At 48.6% G+C, this 21,597-nt stretch carries 14 protein-coding genes and 1 pseudogene; all 15 read left to right on the top strand.

Translation table 11 applies throughout. The features are described 5' to 3' along the window. Positions 1-24 precede the first annotated feature (24 nt). The 15 genes and pseudogenes from C558_RS0128905 to C558_RS0128835 all read left to right on the top strand — a co-directional run bounded on the left by C558_RS0128905 (position 25) and on the right by C558_RS0128835 (position 21,528). Positions 25-1,104 carry a hypothetical protein gene (locus C558_RS0128905; RefSeq protein WP_018759780.1) on the top strand — a complete coding sequence of 360 codons (1,080 nt, stop codon included), beginning with the start codon at positions 25-27 and terminating at the stop codon, positions 1,102-1,104. A 148-nt stretch (positions 1,105-1,252) separates the two neighbouring features. Continuing rightward, positions 1,253-2,716 (top strand): rhamnulokinase, encoded by a 1,464-nt coding sequence (rhaB, locus tag C558_RS0128900; protein ID WP_018759779.1) that lies wholly within the window; start codon positions 1,253-1,255, stop codon positions 2,714-2,716. Positions 2,717-2,746: 30 nt separating this feature from the next. Further along, positions 2,747-4,003 carry an L-rhamnose isomerase gene (gene rhaA, locus C558_RS0128895; RefSeq protein ID WP_018759778.1) on the top strand — a complete coding sequence of 419 codons (1,257 nt, stop codon included), beginning with the start codon at positions 2,747-2,749 and terminating at the stop codon, positions 4,001-4,003. A gap of 123 nt (positions 4,004-4,126) precedes the next feature. After that, complete coding sequence (locus C558_RS0128890; RefSeq protein WP_018759777.1) at positions 4,127-6,196, top strand: bifunctional rhamnulose-1-phosphate aldolase/short-chain dehydrogenase; 2,070 nt, start codon at positions 4,127-4,129, stop codon at positions 6,194-6,196. 393 nt (positions 6,197-6,589) lie between these two features. Further along, positions 6,590-7,099: a hypothetical protein gene (locus C558_RS0128885; protein WP_018759776.1), complete on the top strand. Its 510-nt coding sequence runs from the start codon at positions 6,590-6,592 to the stop codon at positions 7,097-7,099. Next, positions 7,096-7,689 (top strand): pentapeptide repeat-containing protein, encoded by a 594-nt coding sequence (locus C558_RS0128880; protein ID WP_018759775.1) that lies wholly within the window; start codon positions 7,096-7,098, stop codon positions 7,687-7,689. Before C558_RS0128885 ends, C558_RS0128880 begins: the two co-directional genes overlap by 4 nt. 243 nt (positions 7,690-7,932) lie before the next feature. Further along, a complete protein-coding gene (locus C558_RS35065) occupies positions 7,933-8,061 on the top strand; it encodes a hypothetical protein (RefSeq protein ID WP_281167154.1) in 129 nt (42 codons plus the stop codon). A gap of 15 nt (positions 8,062-8,076) precedes the next feature. After that, positions 8,077-8,520, top strand: coding sequence for a GNAT family N-acetyltransferase (locus tag C558_RS0128870; protein ID WP_018759773.1), 444 nt, complete (start codon positions 8,077-8,079; stop codon positions 8,518-8,520). Between the two features lie 178 nt (positions 8,521-8,698). Beyond that, positions 8,699-9,168 (top strand): annotated as a pseudogene (locus tag C558_RS32135) (GNAT family N-acetyltransferase). A gap of 194 nt (positions 9,169-9,362) precedes the next feature. Continuing rightward, positions 9,363-10,604, top strand: coding sequence for a GNAT family N-acetyltransferase (locus C558_RS0128860; RefSeq protein WP_018759771.1), 1,242 nt, complete (start codon positions 9,363-9,365; stop codon positions 10,602-10,604). Positions 10,605-11,058: 454 nt separating this feature from the next. Continuing rightward, positions 11,059-12,249, top strand: a complete 1,191-nt coding sequence (locus C558_RS0128855) for an MFS transporter (protein WP_018759770.1) — start codon at positions 11,059-11,061, stop codon at positions 12,247-12,249. A 64-nt stretch (positions 12,250-12,313) separates the two neighbouring features. Further along, complete coding sequence (locus tag C558_RS0128850) at positions 12,314-13,537, top strand: amidohydrolase (protein WP_018759769.1); 1,224 nt, start codon at positions 12,314-12,316, stop codon at positions 13,535-13,537. A gap of 182 nt (positions 13,538-13,719) precedes the next feature. Next, on the top strand, positions 13,720-15,783 hold the full coding sequence (locus C558_RS0128845) for an alpha-galactosidase (protein ID WP_018759768.1): 2,064 nt from the start codon (positions 13,720-13,722) through the stop codon (positions 15,781-15,783). Between the two features lie 242 nt (positions 15,784-16,025). Next, a complete protein-coding gene (locus C558_RS0128840; protein ID WP_018759767.1) occupies positions 16,026-19,121 on the top strand; it encodes a discoidin domain-containing protein in 3,096 nt (1,031 codons plus the stop codon). 88 nt (positions 19,122-19,209) lie between these two features. Further along, positions 19,210-21,528: a glycoside hydrolase family 95 protein gene (locus C558_RS0128835; protein ID WP_018759766.1), complete on the top strand. Its 2,319-nt coding sequence runs from the start codon at positions 19,210-19,212 to the stop codon at positions 21,526-21,528. Positions 21,529-21,597: the final 69 nt, after the last annotated feature.

Raw genomic sequence — 21,597 nt, 5'->3', positions numbered from 1 at the left:
CCCGGCTTCTCATTCGAGCAGTATATGGACTTCTCCTCTCTGCAGATTCGAAAACGGATTAATGACAAGGCGCCGATGTGGACGATTCTACAAACGAACAATACCACAGGCTGGTTGCGTAATCCAACTGCGGCTGAGATCCGGGCGATGACCTACGAGGCGATCGGTCATGGGTCGGAGGGTTTCACGTATTTCGTCTATCAAACCGAAGTGGATTGGGTTGGTATTGTTGACGAGAATTACAACCATACAGAGGATTACGGAACTGTTCAGACGTTGTTCAATGAAATCGAAACGTTGAAGCCGACCATCAAAAAAATGAAAAGAATTGCAGCAGCAGCAACCACCGCAGGGGGAGGGAACTTTGCGTATCCGAGCGCGGATATTACTACGCATGAAGATATCGAGACGGGCGACAAGTATTTGGTTATCGTCAATCACGATAGTATCCAACCCGCGAACGTAACCATTACGATTGACCGGGCCAAACTTGGGATGGATATCACCTCCATCACCAATATGCTGGATAACGCTAACGTAACGTTTACTGCCAACTCTACGAGCTATATCATCAGCAATTTGAATATGGCACCAGGAGATGGGAAGGTGCTGAAGCTGACGAAAAGCGCTGCACAAACGAAATATATTGGGCAAGACAAAGCTTTCCATGTCAACAACGGCGCCGTATCGAACGTGACGGATATTTCAGCTTCAGATATGAAGACGGCCATGCATAAGATCACGGGATCACGGACTTGGAATATTCAGTGGTTCTGGGACAAGACGCAATTGATTCCGGGCGAAACTTATGATTTGTATGCGGTTGTCAAAATCAAATATGCCAAGGATACGTACATAGACTCCAGCGGAGCGGAGCATCCGTTCCAGCCTTCCGGAACTGCATTCTCCTTCGGGGTATATGATCTAATAGCAGAAAAGGCCGTAGCGGCGGAGAGCATGGAAGACATGTTCTGGCATACCGTCAAGATCGGTAGTTTCGTCCCTTCCCAGACTGGAGATCAAGTGGTGTATATCATGCCATGGGATAATCCGGGGAATGTGTTGGAGATTTATGTTGATCAGTTTTACTTTGTGAAGCATTAACGCGTATTTTGAATATGTGCGACTGCTTCTGAAATTGAGGGGGTTATCGCACGGTCGCGTTTGATCCTCAGCATGAATCAGGAGTTCACACAAGCAAAGGGCGATATGAAACGGAGTTCTTGCATAATGGGATACGAGGGGTAATGTGATGAATCAGCATATTGCTATTGATATTGGCGCGTCCTCCGGTCGCGTGGTGGCAGCGAGCTTAGCTGCCGGTCAGCTTCATTTGCGAGAAATTCATCGGTTCAAGAATGACTTCACCGAAAAAGACGGGCATATGTATTGGGATATCGAGTACTTGTCCCAGGAAATCGTGAAGGGGCTGCAGCTGGCCAAGCAGCAAGGGATTGAAGCGTGCACGCTGGGGATCGATACGTGGGCCGTAGATTATGTGCTGCTGGATGATGCCGGGTCTCGCATGCACGAGGTCTATGCTTACCGCGATCACCGCACGGAGGATGTACCGGATCGGCTGCATCAACGGATAAGCCGAGAAATAGTCTATGCGAAGACGGGTATTCAGGAACAGCGGTTTAATACGCTATATCAGCTGTTTGCTCATGGTCCGAATGAATTGTCCCGTGCAAGCAGTATTCTGCTCGTACCCGATTATTTATATTACCGGTTATCGGGCCGGCGGATGAATGAGCGCACAAATGCTTCCACGACGCAACTGTTGAACGTGAAGACGGGCGATTTTGACGAAGATTTGCTGGGCCTGCTGCAACTGCGCAAGGATCAGTTCGCCAGTTTGCAGGAACCGGGTGAATTCTTGGGTTCTATTCTGCCTGATCTTGTCCACGCGCATCGCTTGCCGGACTGTCAACTGGTCGTCGTGCCCACACATGATACGGCTTCTGCCGTCGTTGGGGTCCCAATCCAGATTAACCGCCCATGGGCATATCTAAGCAGCGGAACCTGGTCCCTGCTTGGTGTCGAACGAGATAGACCGATCGATACGCTCGAAGCGATGCGATGCAATTACACGAATGAATGGGGAGCCTATGGCACATACCGGTTTCTCAAAAATATTATGGGCATGTGGATGATCCAAGAGGTTCGCAGAGAGCTTGGCGAGGAGCATAGCTATGCGGAATTGACGGAGCTCGCATCACTTGTTCCCGCCTATCGCAGTCTTGTTCCGTGCAATGCGGCTAGATTCCTGAGTCCGAAGCGCATGATTCTGGAGATGCAGCGATTCTGCCAAGAGAGCGGACAACCGGTGCCGATGTCCCCTGGAGAGCTCGCACGATGTATCTTCGATAGTCTCGCCTTAACGTACTATAATGCGATGCAGGAATTGAACAGGCTGCACGGTCAAGTGATTGAAGTGTTGCATATTGTCGGCGGAGGCTCTCAGAATGCGCTGCTCTGTCAGTTGACTGCGGATGTGCTAGAAATCGAGGTGCAAGCCGGACCTTCCGAATCCACCGCACTCGGCAACATTGCCGTCCAGATGATCAGTTCGAAGGTGCTGCCGAGCCTTCAGGAGGCACGTCGGTGCATTGCCCATGCTTTTCCACCTGTCGTATATATGCCGCAGGGCATGCCAGACCGGGAATCGGTTCTACAGCGCTGGCAGCAGGTGCAAGACGTTACGACCCAATAGCTTCTAATGATGCGGGAGGAGAATAGTGCCATGAATCAAGCAATTGAATCCAGTTATAACGAAGCGAGACAGCTCTATGCCCAGCATGGAATTGATGTCGATGAAGTGTTGCGCAAGCTTATTGATATTAAAATATCTCTGCATTGCTGGCAAGGGGATGACGTTCAAGGCTTTCTTTTTCAAGACAAAGGATTAAGCGGCGGGATCGCGGTCACGGGCAAATATCCCGGGCGTGCGCGTACGCCTTACGAGCTGCGGCAGGATCTGGAGAAGGCGCTGTCCATGATACCGGGAAAGCATAAGGTGAATCTGCATGCGATATATGCGGATACCGACGAACAGGTTGATTTGAGTGAGCTGGAGCCTCGCCATTTTCAAGGCTGGGTGGATTGGGCTAAGCAGAACGGATTAGGACTCGACTTCAATCCAACGATGTTCTCGCATCCGAAAGCGGAGGATGGATTTACACTCAGTCATGCCGATCCGGAAATCCGCCAATTCTGGATTGAGCATTGCAAAGCTTCGCGGCGGATCGGCGCTTATTTCGGAGAGCAGCTGGGCGAGCCGTGTGTGACGAATCTTTGGCTGCCCGATGGGTATAAAGATACGCCTGTGGATCGGCTGGCGCCGCGAATCCGTCTGCGCGATGCGCTGGATGAGATATTCCAAGAGGAGATGAACGCGGCGCATCATATCGATGCGGTGGAGAGCAAGCTGTTCGGCATCGGCTCCGAGAGCTATGTCGTTGGTTCGCATGAATTTTATATGGGATATGCAATGAGCAGAGGCAAGACCATTTGCTTGGATTCGGGCCATTTTCACCCGACGGAGATGATCTCCAGCAAAATCTCATCCATTCTCATGTTCACGGATCGGCTGTTGCTGCATGTGAGTCGGCCAGTCCGATGGGACAGTGACCATGTCGTTACGATGGACGATGAGCTGCTTGACATCGCGCGCGAACTCGTCCGTGGTCATTTCCTCGATCGAACGCATATCGGTCTGGATTTCTTTGACGGAAGCATTAACCACGTTGCGGCTTGGGTCATCGGTACGCGCAATATGTTGAAGGCATTGATGCGTGCCATGCTGGAGCCTGTGGAGCTGCTGAAGGAACTTGAGCTTCATCGGGATTATACATCCCGACTTGCGCTCGTCGAGGAATACAAATCCTATCCATTCGGCGCGGTATGGGATTATTATTGTGCCCAAGGAGGCGTGCCTGTAAGGGAAGAGTGGCTTCAAGTCGTGAAGCGCTATGAGCAAGAAGTGATGTTTGCACGTTAATTCGAGACCTCCTGTCCGGGCTGTGATGTATTTGATCATGGCCTATTTTTACGGAGAAATAATCATCTATTTCCTAAAATAGGTATTTATAAACACAAACAAAAAGTATCGGAGGTAATCAAAATGATCGAAAATGCATGGGATGCCGCTAAAGCTTCGCAAATTGTAAGCGAATTGGATCTGTTAGCCTTCCGTTCCAACTTGATCGGTGGGGATCGGCGGGTCTGTAACATTTATGGCGGCAATACGTCGTCCAAGACGACAGTGATCGACTTTCGCGGACGCGAGACCGAAGTCATGTATGTGAAAGGCAGCGGCTCCGATCTTGGGTCCATGCAAGCGGCTCATTTTACGGGACTTCGATTGGAGGATATACAGCCGCTCGTTGCGCGCGAATCGATGACGGACGAGGAAATGGTAACGTATTTGGGGCATTGCATGATAGATGCCAAACATCCGCGCGCCTCGATCGAGACTTTACTGCATGCGTTTCTGCCCTTCAAGCATGTTGATCATACGCATCCGGATGCGATCATTAGTCTATGCTGCGCAGATAACGGCAAGGAGATTGCCAGCGAGATTTTCGGAGATCGATTCGTGTGGGTTCCTTATCTTCGTCCAGGTTTCGCCTTGTCGAAAATGATCGTAGAGGGCGTACGAGCCAATCCGAACGCAGAGCTGGTGCTGATGGAGAAGCACGGACTTGTCACGTGGGGGGATACGCAGGAAGAATGTTATGCACACACGATTCGCATCATTAACGAAGCCGCTGCGTATATTGAAGCGCGAGTGGACGAATTGCAATTGTTCGGCGGCATGAAGCACCAAGCTTTGCCGAAGGAGACCCGCCGTCAGATCGCGGCGCGTGTTATGCCGGTGATTCGGGGCGCAGTATCCGAAGGGCAGAAGATGATCCTCTCCTATGATGATGAAGAGGATATCCTGCGCTTCGTGAATGGGTGCGATTCGCCGCAGTTGTCGCAGGTTGGTGCAGCATGCCCAGATCACTTGGTCCATACGAAGGTGGTGCCGCTGTTCATCGAATGGGCGCCGAATACCGAAGATGTTGCTGGATTGGAGGAGAAACTGCTCGCAGGGATTGCCGCCTATAAGGCGGAGTATACAGCATATTTTGAACGTCATCACACTGAGGGCGATCAGATGTTCCAAGCAGCACCGCGCGTCATCCTCATCCCGGGGATCGGAATGGTGAATACGGGCAAGAGCTGGGCGATCTCGCAGGTCAGCGGGGCCTTGTTTCACCGAGCGGTTGCCGTGATGCGCGGTGCAACGACGCTTGGGCAATTCGTCTCGCTGTCGGAGAATGAGTCCTATCACGTGGAATACTGGCCGCTTGAGCTCTACAAGCTGTCGCTTGCGCCTGCAGAATCGGAATTTTCGCGTAAAATTGCCTTCATTACCGGCGGTGCCGGCGCCATCGGCAGCGAGACGGCACGACGACTTGTATCGGAGGGCGCGCATGTCGTACTGGCCGATCTGAACTTGGAAGGTGCGCAGCAGATCGCACAAGAATTGAATGCGAAATACGGCGCCAACCGAACCTATGCGGTGAAGATGGACGTCACTGACGAGCAAGCGGTACAGGCCGCCTATGAAGAGACATCCGTCATGTATGGCGGCGTGGATATTATCGTCAACAATGCAGGATTGGCCACCTCCAGTCCGTTCGATGAGACCTCGCTCAAGGAATGGAACCTGAACATGAATGTACTTGGGACAGGTTATTTCCTCGTAGCCCGTGAAGCCTTCACCATAATGAAGCTCCAAGGCATTGGGGGAAATATGGTGTTCGTCGGTTCCAAAAACGCTGTATATGCAGGCAAGAACGCCTCCGCTTATAGTGCCAGCAAAGCGCTCGAAGCGCATCTGGCACGGTGCATTGCGGCCGAAGGCGGCGAGTTCGGGATCCGCGTCAACACGATTCTGCCTGACGCCATTCTGCAAGGATCTGCGATCTGGAATAGCTCCTGGCGGAATGAACGCGCAGCCGCGTATGGCATCGAGCCCGATCAGCTCGAAGAATATTATCGCAAGCGCACAACGCTGCTCGTGAACATTTACCCGAAGGATATTGCAGAGGGGATCGCTTTCTTTGCTTCTTCCAAATCCGATAAGACGACAGGCTGCATGCTGACGATCGATGGCGGCGTTCCTGCAGCATTCACGCGCTAGATACCCGTTTCTTGGCCCGAGCACTGGTATATTTATACTATGACAATGAAAAGTAAGATGGAAAAGAGTTCTATCCATGCTAGTCTTAGAGCGACTACTTATGCAGGCTACTACAATATGATATATTATAGTTAAGCATTATAACTGAAGGGAACTGAATAAATTGGCTAATGAAAGAAAAACCGATTACGAATATTTCTTCTCCCTTTCCATGGAGAGCGTTCCTGCTTTCATGAAAGTTTTTCGTTTCTAATTTCCGTTAATTAGTTTTTTATAGAATATACTGGAGATATTAATTTATCAATATGAGTGATGCATACTGTCACCAATAAAACGGTAAATTTGCAGGATTCCGGTAGAACGCGATCTAGGGCAGAACGAACGGAGGGCCATGTGTGGATTGATTTTGATGCGGAAGTCATATCAGGGTATTCGTTGGGTAATGTTGTTTTAGGGAGAAATATATCTGAGTATATCGATGAACTATATTCGCGGCACAGGATGAGCTTAAAGAATATTCCGTTCCCGGATGGCGAGGTAAGATCTGCGTATACATTGGATGGTACTTTGACAATTGTAGTGGATTCTAGTGGCCTGATTGTCTCTATTGGTTGCAATCAAAGTTATACGGGGCGCTATAAGGAGTGCTTGTATGCCGGGCAATCCATGAGGGATATAATCGGGCTGACATCTAGGCAGCGTATTTTTAATGGATCGCTGATCATTGATGATGACTTTGGATTTTCTTTAGTAATTCCTCCGCCTTATGACGAAATTGCTGATGCTGTGGAGCATATGCCACTCGATTTGATATTTAACGAAATCTATGTGGCTGACTTTTCTTCTTGGAATCCCAATAATAGCGGAGCAAGATTTTTGCATGAAAGGAAGACAAAGAGGTGAAAATTAATTCTCAAGTGCTTTCTAGTCAAACGATTGAGCTTGAAAGGGATCAGGTAAGTATTTTGGGTCCGAAACTGGAACTGCATAATTGCACCGTCATTTCGGAAACCGATGGGCAAGGAATGGTTTTTGCTGGATTGAGGATGCATGGAGGTATTTTCGATCAAAAGCAAGCCTTAAGGGACTTTCATTTTCGGGGTGTACATTTCTTACGCGTCAGGTTTATGGGCAAGTATATTGGCTGTGATTTTGGCGACTGGGAAGACATGGACAGATCATCCGTATCAGAGTGCGATTTTTCATCTGCACGCTTGCAAGATTGCCGTTTGTTGAATTGTGACATGAAGAGAATTTTTATTCCCAAATGGCCATGCTTTTGCTTGTTGGATCCGGCGGAAGCTCGGGATTTTGTGATCTCACAACAATGGCCGAAAAAAATCGGTCTGATTTTGGACATTTATACGGATTCGGATCGGGAATGTGTCGCTGTGTTTGGCGATGCCAGTGAGTGGGCTAAGAAAAGCGGGTTGCCGATGAGCGAAATACGCGAGCTTTTGCAAACCATCCCCGGTCTTCATATTGTTGACTAAGCCGTTTGGAGATGGAAAATTACGGAGCAACATTTTGAACGAATCAGGAATATTGGAGGCTAGGTATATGTGTACGGCACTGGCCATGTATGACACAAGTGAAGTCACACCAATGGAGGCTTGCAATGCAGGCGAGTCTTTCTTTGATGCTATCGATGGATTGTAGTGATTAGTGATACGGGTGCAGCATTGATTGTCATATTGAACAGTATGAGGCTACTGAGGGTTAAAAATTAATGCCTATTGATTAAACTAACGGGACACTATAGCTTAATTAAAACGCGGCTGCCGGCACGGATCGGCAGCCGCGTTGCGCTAACGGGCAGGATTACTTCATCAATTGTCGAATCCTTCGTTAGCCAATATTTTTAATAACGGGGGTAGGGTATGGAAATTAAGATACGTGAAATTGTAGCAAATGATTATACTGAAGTTGTTTTTTTATGGAACGATGTACTTGGAGTTCGTAATGTTAATAGTGAAAACTTTCGAGTTACTATGGAAGACATGGATAAGGACGGAAATTACAAAACATTCGTTGCATTATTTGAAAATGATGTGGTTGGTTTTGTCACTATCGTTCAGGCGTTATCCGTAGGGTCTCCGATTGGTTATCTACATATTCAAGGGCTTGCTGTTAAAAAGGAATTACAGCATAGTGGGATAGGTACAAAACTACTAAAACACACTGAAAATTATGCTAAAGAAATGGGAATATCAAGTATTATTTTATGTAGCGGATTTAAGCGAACCGACGCTCATGCTTTTTATGAGCATAATGGCTATGACAAAGAATCATACTGCTTTGATAAGATTATTAAACTTGACTAATGAATAACCATTTTGCATTAAACTAACGGGACACGATAGCTTAATAAATAACTAAAACGCGGTTGCCGGCATAGATCGGCAGCCGCGTTGTGCTAACGGGCAGTTTAGTTCAAGTGAAACTTGAATGGATTTATGTGGTAAAATATAAATATTTGATATTTTAGGAGGAATCTTGTAAATGTATGATATTTGTATTAAAGAAATTACAAAGGATAATTGGGAAGACGCATTTGAACTATCAGTGCACGAGAGCCAAAAAGCATTTGTTCCTAATGTTGCAGAATCACTAGCGTTTGCTTATATAAAACCTTGGGATGAGGCTTTAGATCCTTATGTTTTATATGAGAATAATAGAATTGTTGGTGCGTTTTATATTAGCTATACACCAGACAGTGAGGACAATTATTGGATTTGTGGATTTCAGATCGATAAGGCACTTCAAGGTAAAGGATATGGAAAACAGTCTCTAAAATTATTGAATTTATAAAAGAAAAACACAAAAAATGTAAGTTTATATCTTTAACAGTAGAAAAAGAAAACAAGCAAGCTATCGATTTATATGAGAAAGCTGGGTTTATAAGCCAAAATCAATTAAATATCTATCAGCAGCCTATATATAAGTTAAAGCTTGATACTTTCCATTATTAAGCTAACGGGACACTATAGTTTAATAAATAACTAAGACGCGGCTGCCGGCATGGATCGGCAGCCGCGTTACACTAACGAGCAGTAAAGTTCAAATATAATCATTTATTCACTTGTTGATGTATTAGATGCAGTAGTATGTTAACCATGACTACGCTATTGAATGTTAATAATTAACAGAGAGGGTTGTCTATCAAATGAATACCGTTCGAAAACTTACAATAGAAGACGTAGATGCATTCACAGAAATTTCTTGTAATTCGTATCCATGGATTGGATATCAGGAAGATAACGTAAACAGGTTGAAAAGTTGGATTGAAAATAGTATTGAGCAGTTTCCTCAGCAAGAACTGTTTGGAGCTTATAGGGATAAACTACTTTTAGGTGGAATGTGTCTTTATGACTTTAAAATGAATGTTACATCGACAATTATGAGTGTAGGAGGGATTGGTTCAGTTGCGGTGGATTTACTGCATAAAAAGGAAGGAATCGCTAAAGAACTAGTACAGTTCTCTTTCCAACGTTATAAGGAATGCGGAGTGCCATTGGTCACGCTATACCCATTTGATGCTGGATCTTATAAGAAAATGGGGTTCGGATATGGCAGTCAAATTAATCAATATAGAGTGAAAACGGTAGGTTTCCCTAGAGGTGACTCAAAGCAACATATTGAATTTTTAAATAATGAAGACAGAAATGAGGTTCTAAATTGCTACAACAAGTTTTTTGAAAGGACAAATGGGTTAACTGAAAAGTTGGATAAAGGTCTGGGTGATCTGTTTGACTTTAACGAGAATCGAATCGTGGGATATAGAAAAGATGGAACAATTTTAGGATATCTGGCTTTTTCATTCCACAAGCATTATCAGTACAAAAACGATCTAGTCATCAAAGAACTTGTTTACGAAACTCCTGATGTTCTTTTAGAATTCTGTACATTCCTTCATACTCAATTTGATCAAGTAGAACGTGTGATAATAGAAACCCAGGATGAATATTTCCATTTTTTACTTTCCGATCCCTCACGAGGTACGTATGATTCATTTTTATCCAAGTATCTCGAGACGAGTACAATAGGCATGGGAATTATGTACCGAGTAGTTGATATAAAAACTCTATTCGAAAAGCTAGTGAATCGTAACTTTGGAAATCAAAACTGTAAGATGAAAATCTCTATAGTTGATACTTTCTTCGAGTCAAATAATGGAAGTACAATAATACATTTTGTAAATGGATTTCCAACTATAACTGATAACACCGATTACGATGTGGAAATTAGCATGGATGTCGCTGAGTTTTCTTCTCTAATTATGGGGGCAGTAGACTTTAAAACATTAATCCGTCTTGGATTAGCTAGGTTATCTGATAATACATTTTTTGAATCAGTACAGAATGTGTTTAGAACAGAACAAAAACCAATGTGTCTTCTTCAATTTTGAACAAGGGTTCTGACCTGAGCAGTAATTGTTTTGGGCAGTTGAATGTTATTACCAACGTCTATTATATTGAACTAACGGGACACGTTAGTTGAACAGAGCGAGGAGCAGTTTGCTACGGCAGCTGGCTCCTTGTTTTTATTAAGCTAAAGGGCAGTTTTGCAGTTTTGCATGGGCGGGTGTTGTTGAGAGCAGATTGGTTGAGGCTACAGAAACGCACCGAGCCACTGTAAAAAATCTTTAATGGCGCTAGCTGTTTCTCTTTTGATCGGGCGTCAGACTTAGATGCTTACGGTTGTAAACGAATAGAAACCAAAAACTGTCGCATTGCGGCAGTTTTTGTTATTTCACGCATCTAGTATATGAAAAACATTCTTTTCTTAAAGCTTTTACATATTTCCCATACCGTTCGGATGTATGTTAGCATGGACTTGGCATTAGAAGGAAGGAGCTCATCATGGTATCGAAGTCAGCATTCCCACTATTACTACTCAATATGTTTCTCGCAAATTTAAGTATGGGTCTCGTTATTCCCATTCTCCCCGAGCTCCTCACATTGTTCCGGGCAGGTGGACAAGCGGCAGGATACTTGGTTTCCTGTTTTGGACTAACCCAATTTCTGTTCTCACCGGTTGCAGGTAATTTGTCAGATCAGCGTGGGCGAAAACCTATGATTATTGTAGGGTTGATTCTATTTGCTTTCTCGAATCTATTAGCCGCCTTAGCTGGCGATCTATCCTTATTGTTCGTCTCAAGATTGATTGGCGGAATCGGTTCAGCAGCGCTTATTCCAGCAATTATCGCGTACGTTGCGGACATTACGCCAGATCAAGAGCGCAGTAAGGCGATGTCGTGGTTAGGCGCATCCATGACATCGGGATTTATTATCGGACCCGGGGTGGGGGGATTACTGTCTGAGCTAGGCATCAAGGCGCCTTTTTATGCTTCTGCGCTGGTCGGACTGCTCGCCATGATTTGCAGTCTGCGGATGCTGCCAGAATCGTTAACGCCGGACGTTCGCCGGTTGCGCCAGCAAGCGAAGGAGAAGAAGGAGAATGTATTTCAGCAAATTGGCCGATCCATTCACTCACGCTATTTCATTTTATTACTTATTGTTTTTGCGATTTCCTTCGGCTTGACCCATTTTGAAGCGATATTCCCACTCTTCGTCGTGCAGAGCTACGGATTCACGACACGTGACATATCGATCCTGCTGACCGTATGTTCGTTAATCGCTACCGTCAACCAACTTGTGCTTACAGAACGAATCGCCCGTCGATTCGGGGAGAAACGGGTCATTGCAGCCATGCTCATGTTGTCCGCAGTAACATTAATCGGTTTGATCTTCTCAGGCAATTTCTTGTATGTCATGATCGTGACGATGTTATTCTTTACGTTCAACAATATTCTGCGGCCCATGATGAACAGCATGCTGTCCAGGGAAGCAGGGGATGAACAAGGTTTCGTCGCGGGTATGAACAACGCCTATTCGAGTCTTGGCACCATCTTCGGACCGATGCTCGCAGGAATTCTATTCGATGTTCATATCAATTTGCCTTACCTGTTCGGTGCCTTCGTCTTGTTACTGAGCTGCTTCGTGTCGTTAACACGACTTCGTAGACAGAGTTATCGCACATCGCACGAATAGGGTATGTCAGCAGGGAATACGCAAGGTGACAAAAAGCGAATCTAGCCATGGAGGGAAAACAATCATGCAAGAGATGTTTTGGCTTACAAATGTGAGATTGGAAAATGGACACATCGTTCAAGACAGCAACGTTATAGGAACGAAGACGGAATCATACCATTTACAAATTCAAGCGGGAAAGATATCGAATATCTTGCCTGCGACAGAACCTTTGCCTGATGATGGTGGGCTGCGGAAGGATGCGAAAGGCTTGCTCGCATTGCCATCCTTCATAGAGAAGCATTGTCATCTAGACAAGACGCTGCTTGGCGACCGCTGGCGCCCCGTTCAACCGGCTGCTTCCATTATTGAGCGATTCGAAATGGAGAAGAATACGCTTCCTACGCTTGCAACGACGATGAAGGAACGTGCCGAGGCGTTGCTTCACGTTCTACTCCAAGCCGGGTCAACCCATGTCCGCACGCATGTCGATATTTATCCCGAAGTTGGTCTACGTCACTTGGAGGCGATCCAGGAAGCGCTCGCTTCATTCGATGGCAAATTATCTTATGAAATCGTTGCTTTTCCACAGCACGGACTCCTGCGGACGCAATGCTATGATCTTATCAAAACAGCGGTACGTCAAGGCTGTGGCCTGGTCGGAGGCGTAGATCCGCAACATGTGGACGGCGACATGGAAAGGTCACTGCAGCAGATGATGGAGCTGGCTGTCGAAGGAAATGCCGATGTTGATCTGCATTTGCATGACGGAGGACGTATCGGGCTCGATACGATCAAACGGCTGGCACATCTGACAGAGCAGGCTGGATGGCAAGGACGCGTATCCATAAGTCACGCATTTGCTCTAGGTGACATGGAAGGACAAGAAGCAGATGAAATTGCCCATCTGTTAGCCGAGAATGGCATGACGATCGTTACAAGCGTGCCGCTTGCCAGAACGATGCCGCCGGTTCCATTTCTTCACCAGCATTCTGTGCCTGTAGCCGTAGGATGTGACAACATTTTTGATTCGTGGTCCCCCTTTGGTAACGGGGATGTGCTCGAGCGTGCCGGCCGATTGGCAGAACGGTTCGGAAGTAGTACGGAACTGGATTTGGCACGAACACTACATTTTATTACTGGAGGCAAGACCCCATTAGATGAAGAAGGTTATCAAGTATGGCCTAAAATGGGTGATGAAGCGAGCATCGTATTTGTCGAGGCAAGCTGCTCGGCAGAGACGATCGCTAGAAGATCGAAACGCCCAGCCGTGATGTATCAAGGCAAGATTGTATCTGGATCGTTGTAGATACGGATCATTTATAACACATTTAAGCCCGTCAAAGCGCACAAGCTGTTATTATACCTCCAATAACTTCGGCGCTTTGCGCTATCAATCGAGACATTGTTGCATGGAGTGTATGCTATCCCTCTCTTATACTGTTCGTAGATAGGTTCAATCTAGCTACACACAAGGAGGCAGACAGTGGCATGAAGTGCAGCAAGGAGAATACCGTAAGTTGGAGCAATGAAGTGAACAATGTCTATGTTGCGGATAACGGGCGCATCCGTGTCGAGATCGACTTGGCGCATGGAGTATATGCTTGTACGCGGCAAGGTTTTTTTGAACTTAGCGAGGTATACAGCGCCTTTCGTTGGCAGGGTCGGGAATATCATACCGGGCTTTATGACCGCCATGTGCTGCAAGCTGAGCCCCAGGCGATTGAAGATGCGTTCGGCCGAGGCATCCATTGGACGATTCGGCATGAGTCGTCAACGATTCCAACGATGGAGCAGCATTTCTATGTATACGAGGATCATGCATTTTTCTTGACGAAAGCTGTTATCGCGAGTGCAGAGGAGACGCAGGTTCGGCGCATTTCGGTCTTGAAGACGAACAAGTTGACGGCAGCGCAGCCATCCTCGCCGCAAGACGAGCTGCATGTGCTCCGCGTGCCTTACGACAATGACAAGTGGGTGCGTTATACGGCGAGACCTTTCCCGCATGAGACGGAAAGCTACGAGGTTACGGCTTTGTTCCAACCAGAGAGTCGGAACGGGCTTCTCATCGGTTCGATTACGCATGATGTCTGGAAATCAGGCATTCGAATCAAAGGGGAACACGCAGGTCAGGTCGATGAGCTTGAATTCTATGGCGGAGCGGCCGGTGAAATGACGCGAGACGTGCTGCCTCACGGTTATGTGATCGGCACGCGCATTGAATCTCCACTTGTGCTGGTCGGCTTTTATGAGGATTACCGGGATGGCCTCGAGGAGTATGGATGGGCAAATACATGCGTTACGGCTCCGCTGCCTTGGGCTGGCGGTGTACCGTTCGGATGGAATAGCTGGGCTGCGGCCATGAGCAATCTGGATTATGACTTGTATACTTCGACGAGCGACTTCTTGAAACATGAGGTGCAGCCGCTAGGGTTCGAGAATGACCAGACGCTCTATATCAATTTCGACGCTTTCTGGGATCGGTTCACCAAGGAGGAGATGGAGGATGCGCTGCGAAGAGTCCGGAACAATGGTCATCTAGCAGGCACATACTGGACGCCTTTCGCGTTCTGGGGCAGCGTCACGCAATTCCAAGATATCGTCGAAGGGACGAATGGGCAGTATACGTATACCGATATTTTGCTCAGGGATGATGCAGGGGAAGTCGTCGCGGATATTGCGGGCGGGCTCGCGATCGATCCGACGCATCCGGGAACGCTTGCGCGAATCGATTGGTTCACGCAGAAGATGATTGCCGAGGGCTTCTCCTACGTGAAGCTTGATTTCATGGCGCATGGTGCGCTGGAAGGCAGGCACTACCATCCGGAGATTACGACGGGGATTGCCGCCTATAATTACGGGCTCTCGCATCTAGCGAAGAAGCTGTCTCCGGAAGCCGCAGGCCGAGACATCTTTGTTAATCTATCGATTGCTCCGATGTTCCCTTACGCCTACGCGCATAGCCGGCGAATCTCCTGCGACGTGTTCGGGACGATTCAGGACACGGAGTACCTTCTGAATTCCGTCACGCATGGTTGGTGGATGAATCAGTCGTTGTACCACTACAATGATCCCGACCATGCGGCCATTTACCGAAGCTGCAACCAGGAGCCGACGTCGTGGCATGAAGGGAGAAGCCGGTTTACGGCATCGGTGATCGCCGGCACGGTACTGCTTCTTGGCGATGATTACCGCAACCTGGAAGCCGCGGAGCGGGCGAAGGCCTGGCTTGGAAATCAAGAGATGAACGGGCTTGCTCGGTTAGGTCGAACATTCAGACCGGTCGAAGGAAACTTCGGGGATCGCGCTTCGGATGTCTTCGTGCTGGATCGTTTAGAAGATTCATCCATCATCTATTTAGCGGTGTTCAACTTCAGCGGCAAGGAAGCCGCGCATAAGTCGATATCGCTTGAACGGGTTGGTTTGGAGTCGAATCAATCCTATCGTGTATGGGATATATGGGAAGGCGTGGAACAAGAAGCGGCGAAGGTGCTGCAGATAACTTTGGAGCCTGCCGAGTCTAAAATCTATAAAATTACGCAAAGCAAGGCATGACGGACGAATTCATCTGAAGGCTGAAAAGACCATTTCCCGCAGTGGGGAATGGTCTTTTCCTTAGATGCAGCTAAGATCGAAGTCGATCCGGTTTCCGGATTGAATCACTTCCTCCATGGGCATTGTTGAGCAAAAAAATCTATGAAAGACGTTTTCAACTATCAAACGTAACTATGCGTTATAGATCGTTCGTACAAGGCTCCTTACAATAGGACGTAAGTACAGTTCGAGGAGGCATTTGGATGAACAATCGGATTCAAACGAGGTATTTAGCTATGCTCCTGATCATCGTATTAGGCAGTTCATTATGGCCTGTATGGAGTTCAGCGGAGTCTGCAAGTGCGCAATCTGAAGCTCTTTTCACGAACAAGAACAAGAAGGTAAAAGTCACGAACGGCAAATCTGAACTGAGTTATGATCTTACGACGGGTACAGGCGATTTCTCGTGGTCTGGCACGACGATGGTCAGAGGATTTCATTCGGAAGCGAAGCTGACGGGGCACGAAGAGCGGTTAAGCTCATTAGATGCTGTATCCCGCACCGCCGAGTGGAGTTCACTTCAGGATGATGCTTACGGGAAGCATGGGAAGAAGCTGACGGTGATCAATACGTTCGCTTCCGGCATAACGATGGATGTGAACTTTTACGTCTATCCGAAGTCATCTTACATTCTCGTCGATATGCAAGTTCATGATGACAATCAGCTAACGGTCGAGATCCTGGAACCGATTACAGCCGATAACCTGGATATCGGCGCAGGTAAGGACAAGCGGATCTTCACGACGCCGTATACGAATAACTTCGACTTTGGGGTAGCACCCGTCGATCAATTCGGTCACAGTCAGAATGGCGCGGACCGCTTCCATGGCGAGGCATTGACATGGGAGAAGTTCAATGGGATTAGCCATTGGGTCGCATCGATGTTCGATAACACGGACAAGCAAGGCATCGTTGCGGGCGCGGCGACCGTGAAGCAATGGAAGAGCAGCCAGAAGCTCGGGGAAGCGGCGTCGAAGAATGGCGCGTTAACCGCGTTCTCCTTGTATAACTGGGGCGGATCAATTCACGGCAAGACCGTTGCTTCCGACAAGTTCTTCCTTGGGTTTTATGAGGATTATCAACAAGGCTTAGAAGAATACGGAAGCGTATACAATATGGGAGAACAGCATATGGAATGGCAGGGTGAAGTGCCGATGGGGTACAACACCTTCTATTCGCACGACAGCTACGCAACCGCCGAAGCAATGTATCCAATGGTCGACTATGTGGCAGAGCATTTGAAGCCACTTGGTTATCAATACTTCAATTTGGATGGGGGATTCCAGCCTGAAGGCGGAATGCCGTTCGAGGATGCGATGGCCAAGTTCGCCGATTATGTTCACGCCAAGGGATTGAAGGTCGGAGGCTATTCGACCCCGTTCACGATTTATGAGGGATGGCTGGACTTGCCGGTGGAAGGCTCGAATTTGACCCATCGGGATATCTGCCTGCGCGATGAGCAGGGCAATTTAATCAAGACCTATTTGAATACCTACGCGCTGGACGCAACGCATCCTGTCGCGCAGCAAGTGATTAAGCGCAACGCCCAACAATATATTGCATGGGGCTTTGACTATTTGAAGCTGGATTTCATCGATATGGGCATGTATGAGGGCAAGCACTATGACCCATCAGCCAACGGCATGCAGAATTATCGCATCGGCCTCGGCATTATCCGCGATGCGGTGCTCGCAGCGAACCGCCCGATCTACATTAACGAGTCGATCGCACCGCTGCTGCCTGCCGCATTCGCTCACGGCCGACGTACCGCTTGCGATACATCACTCGGCGTAGCGAGCTACTCGGGGATCGAGCGGCAAGCGATGAACAGCGCTGCTTCCTGGTGGACGAATGGAACGCTGTACGCCTACAACGACCCGGATATGTACCTGCCGGAATACGTAATTCAGGGCTTCTGGCACAAATACAGCCAGCGGGACGCGCAACTCCTGGCGACGACGGTAGCACTCGGTGGCGGACATTGGCTGCTCGGCGATAATCTGCCGTTTGTCGCGGATGACCGATGGAAATGGGTGGAGAACAAGGAGCTGTTAGCACTGGTGAAGCAGGGTAGATCAGCAAAGCCGGTGAGCATGACCAATTTCTATCATCAAGAGGAGCATTCGCCATCCGTTATTTATACGACCGATGCCGAAGACAATCGGATCGTCGGGCTGTCGAATTGGACGTCGGAGGAACAGAAGCTTACGGTGAAGTTCGAAGATCTCGGACTAAAGCCAAATCACAACTATGCCATTACGGAATTATATAGCGGAGATCAACAAGGCACAGCAAAGGGCAGCTATACATATAAGCTCCCGGCCAAAGGGACCGCGATCTTGCGCATCACGAAAGGTAAGGGGGCAGTCGAGGCTGATACACCCGTCAATCTAGCGTTAGGCAAGCCGGTGCAAGTCTCCTCCACTTGGGCTGATCCAGGTTATGATGCCGCGCGGATCACGGATGGCAATGAAGCAACACGTTGGAATGCCGCGGATGGACAAGTGAATGATCAATGGGTTGAAGTGGATTTCGGACAGGACACGACACTGAATCAGGTTGTCATCAAAGAGTTCAGGGATGCGAATTTCCGAATCGCGAACTATGCGCTGCAATACTGGGATGGTGCGAATTACAAGGACATTACGAAGGGATTTACGGTAGGCGACCATCGGAAGCTGACGTTCCCGACGCTAACGACGTCTAAGATCCGGTTGATACTGAAGACGAATTATGGCGTGCCTTCGATTAACGAAATCGAGGCTTATCATATACCGGATGCGGTTGGGCAGCGTATCGATCAAGACAGCAGTGGGGGCGAGTACAACTACTATTCGGATATTCGGGCAAATGTTGAGCGCATGCAGGTCTTTACGCTGGAGCATTCCGACCTGCCGAAGCTGGACATCTACATCTATGAGAGCTATGTCAATGCAGTGCCCAAAGATGCTTATTACTTCGATCTCGTGACCTTGGACGATGCAAATAATCCGGTGGATACGATCTTCTCCGCATCGCTCACGCCTTATAACATACCGGGATCCGTGTCTCCATATTCGATTTATCCGAGACTGAAGGGGCTGGACGTAACGAAGAAATATGGCCTCATCTTGAAATCTCCTCGATCCACATATACGGAAAGTACGGATAACAACTACGGCTTCGCATATCGTGATGACAATCCGTATGCGAAAGGAATGGCTCGATTGTCGCTGGACGGCGGCCAGACATGGACAAATGAAGAGCAGCGAGATTTGCTATTTACGGTCTATACGGCGAATCCATGGAATCGTCCGTAGCATGCAAGCATGAGCAAGGCGGTTCCGGATGATCGGAGCCGCCTTTTCACTAGCTACATCAGATCATGAATGAGAAGGAGAATGAGACATGAGTGGAATGAAACTGTGGTATAACCACCCTGGCACGGAGTGGTCGCAAGGACTTCCGATCGGCAACGGAAGAATCGGCGCGGTGATTTATGGAGGCACTGATGCGGAGACCTGGAGTGTGAACGAAGTGACGTTCTGGTCGGGCCAATCCGAGCCAGCGGTAAGTGAGTCGAATGGAAAAGCTGATTTGCAGGCGATGCGGGAGCATTTCTTCGCGGGCGACTATGCGGCGGGAGATCGATTGGCGAAGCAGATGCTGCAGCCGAGGAAGCAGAATTACGGCACGAACCTGCCGCTCATGGATGTATTGTTCCGGTTCGCAGCATCGGGCAAGGCGGAACAGTTCAGCCGAGAGCTGCAGTTAGAGCAGGCGGTGTACCAAGCGTCCTACAACGTAAATGGTAAGAAGATCATGCGCGAGGTGTTCGCAACCCATGCGGATCATATTGTTGCAGCACGTCTTTGGGGAGAAGAATCCGGGAGCATTTCCTTCCAACTTGGTGTTGTAGGACGAACCGCATCATTCGCAGCGGAGATCGTGAACGAGGATACCATCGCCTTCCGATGCCAGGCAACGGAGCAAGTCCACAGTAATGGGACATGCGGCGTCTGGAGTGAAGGACTTATCAAGGTGATCACGTCCGGCGGATCGCTGCGCGAAGAAGCGGGGCAACTGATCGTCACAGATGCCGATGAAGCTTGGGTTTATTTGGCGGTGAACACGGACTATCGTGCCGAGGGCGGAGCGTGGAAGCAAGCTAGCTCGAAACAGATCGAACGCGCAATCGCGAGTGGATATGACGCATTGCGGGTCGATCATATCGCAGATTATCGCCGGCTTTATGACAGAGTCACGATCCAGCTAGGCGAGTCAGAGCATCCAAGTCTCCCGACGGACGAACGTCTGCGGTTATTGAAGACAGGACAAGCCGATGACCCCGAACTGTTCGCGTTATTCCTGCAATATGGCCGTTATTTAATGATTGCCGGTTCGCGGGAGGACTCGCCGCTGCCATTGCACCTGCAGGGCATCTGGAACGATGGGGAAGCCTGCCGAATGGGATGGAGCTGCGACTATCATCTGGATATTAATACCGAGATGAATTACTATCCGGCGGAAGTGACGAATCTTGTGGAATGCCACCTACCTTTAATGCGCTATATCGAGGCGTTGTCGCAGGCAGGCCGTGCGGCGGTACGCGATTTCTATGACAGCGAAGGCTGGGTAGCGCATGTTTTCTCCAATGCTTGGGGATTCACGGCTCCGGGCTGGGAGACGTCTTGGGGGCTCAACGTGACGGGCGGATTATGGATTGCAACGCATCTGATGGAGCGTTATGCCTATAGCTTGGATCAAGATTTTCTAGCGCAGCGTGCCTATCCCGTCTTGAAGGAAGCGGCCGAATTTTTCTTGGATTATATGACGATCCATCCGAAGTATGGGTGGCTCGTCACGGGACCTTCGAATTCGCCAGAGAATCATTTCTATTGCGATGATCGAAGTCAATGCGTGCAGCAGCTGTCGATGGGATCGACGCTGGACCAAGTGCTCGTACGCGAGTTGTTCACCTTCTGTCTTGATGCGGCGGACCGATTGCAGACAGATCATGCCTTCCAGCAGCAGTTGAGGGAGGCAATCGCGTTCCTGCCGCCGCTGCAAATCGGTAAGAACGGCCAGCTGCAAGAATGGCTGGAGGATTATGAGGAAGCGCAGCCGGAGCATCGGCATCTTTCGCACCTGGTGGCGTTGTACCCGGCTCATCAGATAACCCCGGAAGGGACGCCTGAACTCAGCGAAGCAGCTAGAGTCAGCCTGGAGCGGCGAATGGCGCAGGATGAGCTGGAGGATATTGAATTTACGGCAGCGCTCTTCGGGCTCTATTTTGCACGGCTACAGGACGGGGAGAAGGCGTACAGACACGTCTCCCATCTCATTGGGGGCTTATGCTTCGAGAATTTGCTGTCGTATTCAATTCCAGGCATTGCAGGCGCGGAGACGAATATCTTCGTCATTGACGGGAACTTCGGCGGAACAGCCGCCATGGCCGAGATGCTGCTGCAGAGTCAGATGGGAAGCATTCATGTACTGCCGGCATTGCCTAAGGCGTGGGGATCGGGAAGGGTGACGGGACTCCGTGCAAGGGGAAATGCAGAAGTCGATATCGAATGGCAAGAGCACCAACTGGTTCGTACGACGATTTACGCATATGCCGCAGGGAACATCACGGTGCAGTATGGAGGTAAGAAGGTGTCGCTGGATGTCGAAGCAGGCGGGGTATATCGATTAGATCACGCCTTAGATGCTCTGCACGAATAATCAGCTCATGATGAACAACCGAAAGGGGCGGTCCTTGGTCTAAGAGATAGACCAGGGATCGCCCCTTCT

Origin of the sequence: Paenibacillus terrigena DSM 21567 (assembly GCF_000374845.1) — a bacterium.
GTDB lineage: Bacteria > Bacillota > Bacilli > Paenibacillales > Paenibacillaceae > Paenibacillus_K > Paenibacillus_K terrigena.
This window is presented reverse-complemented; position numbering and strand designations above follow the sequence as displayed.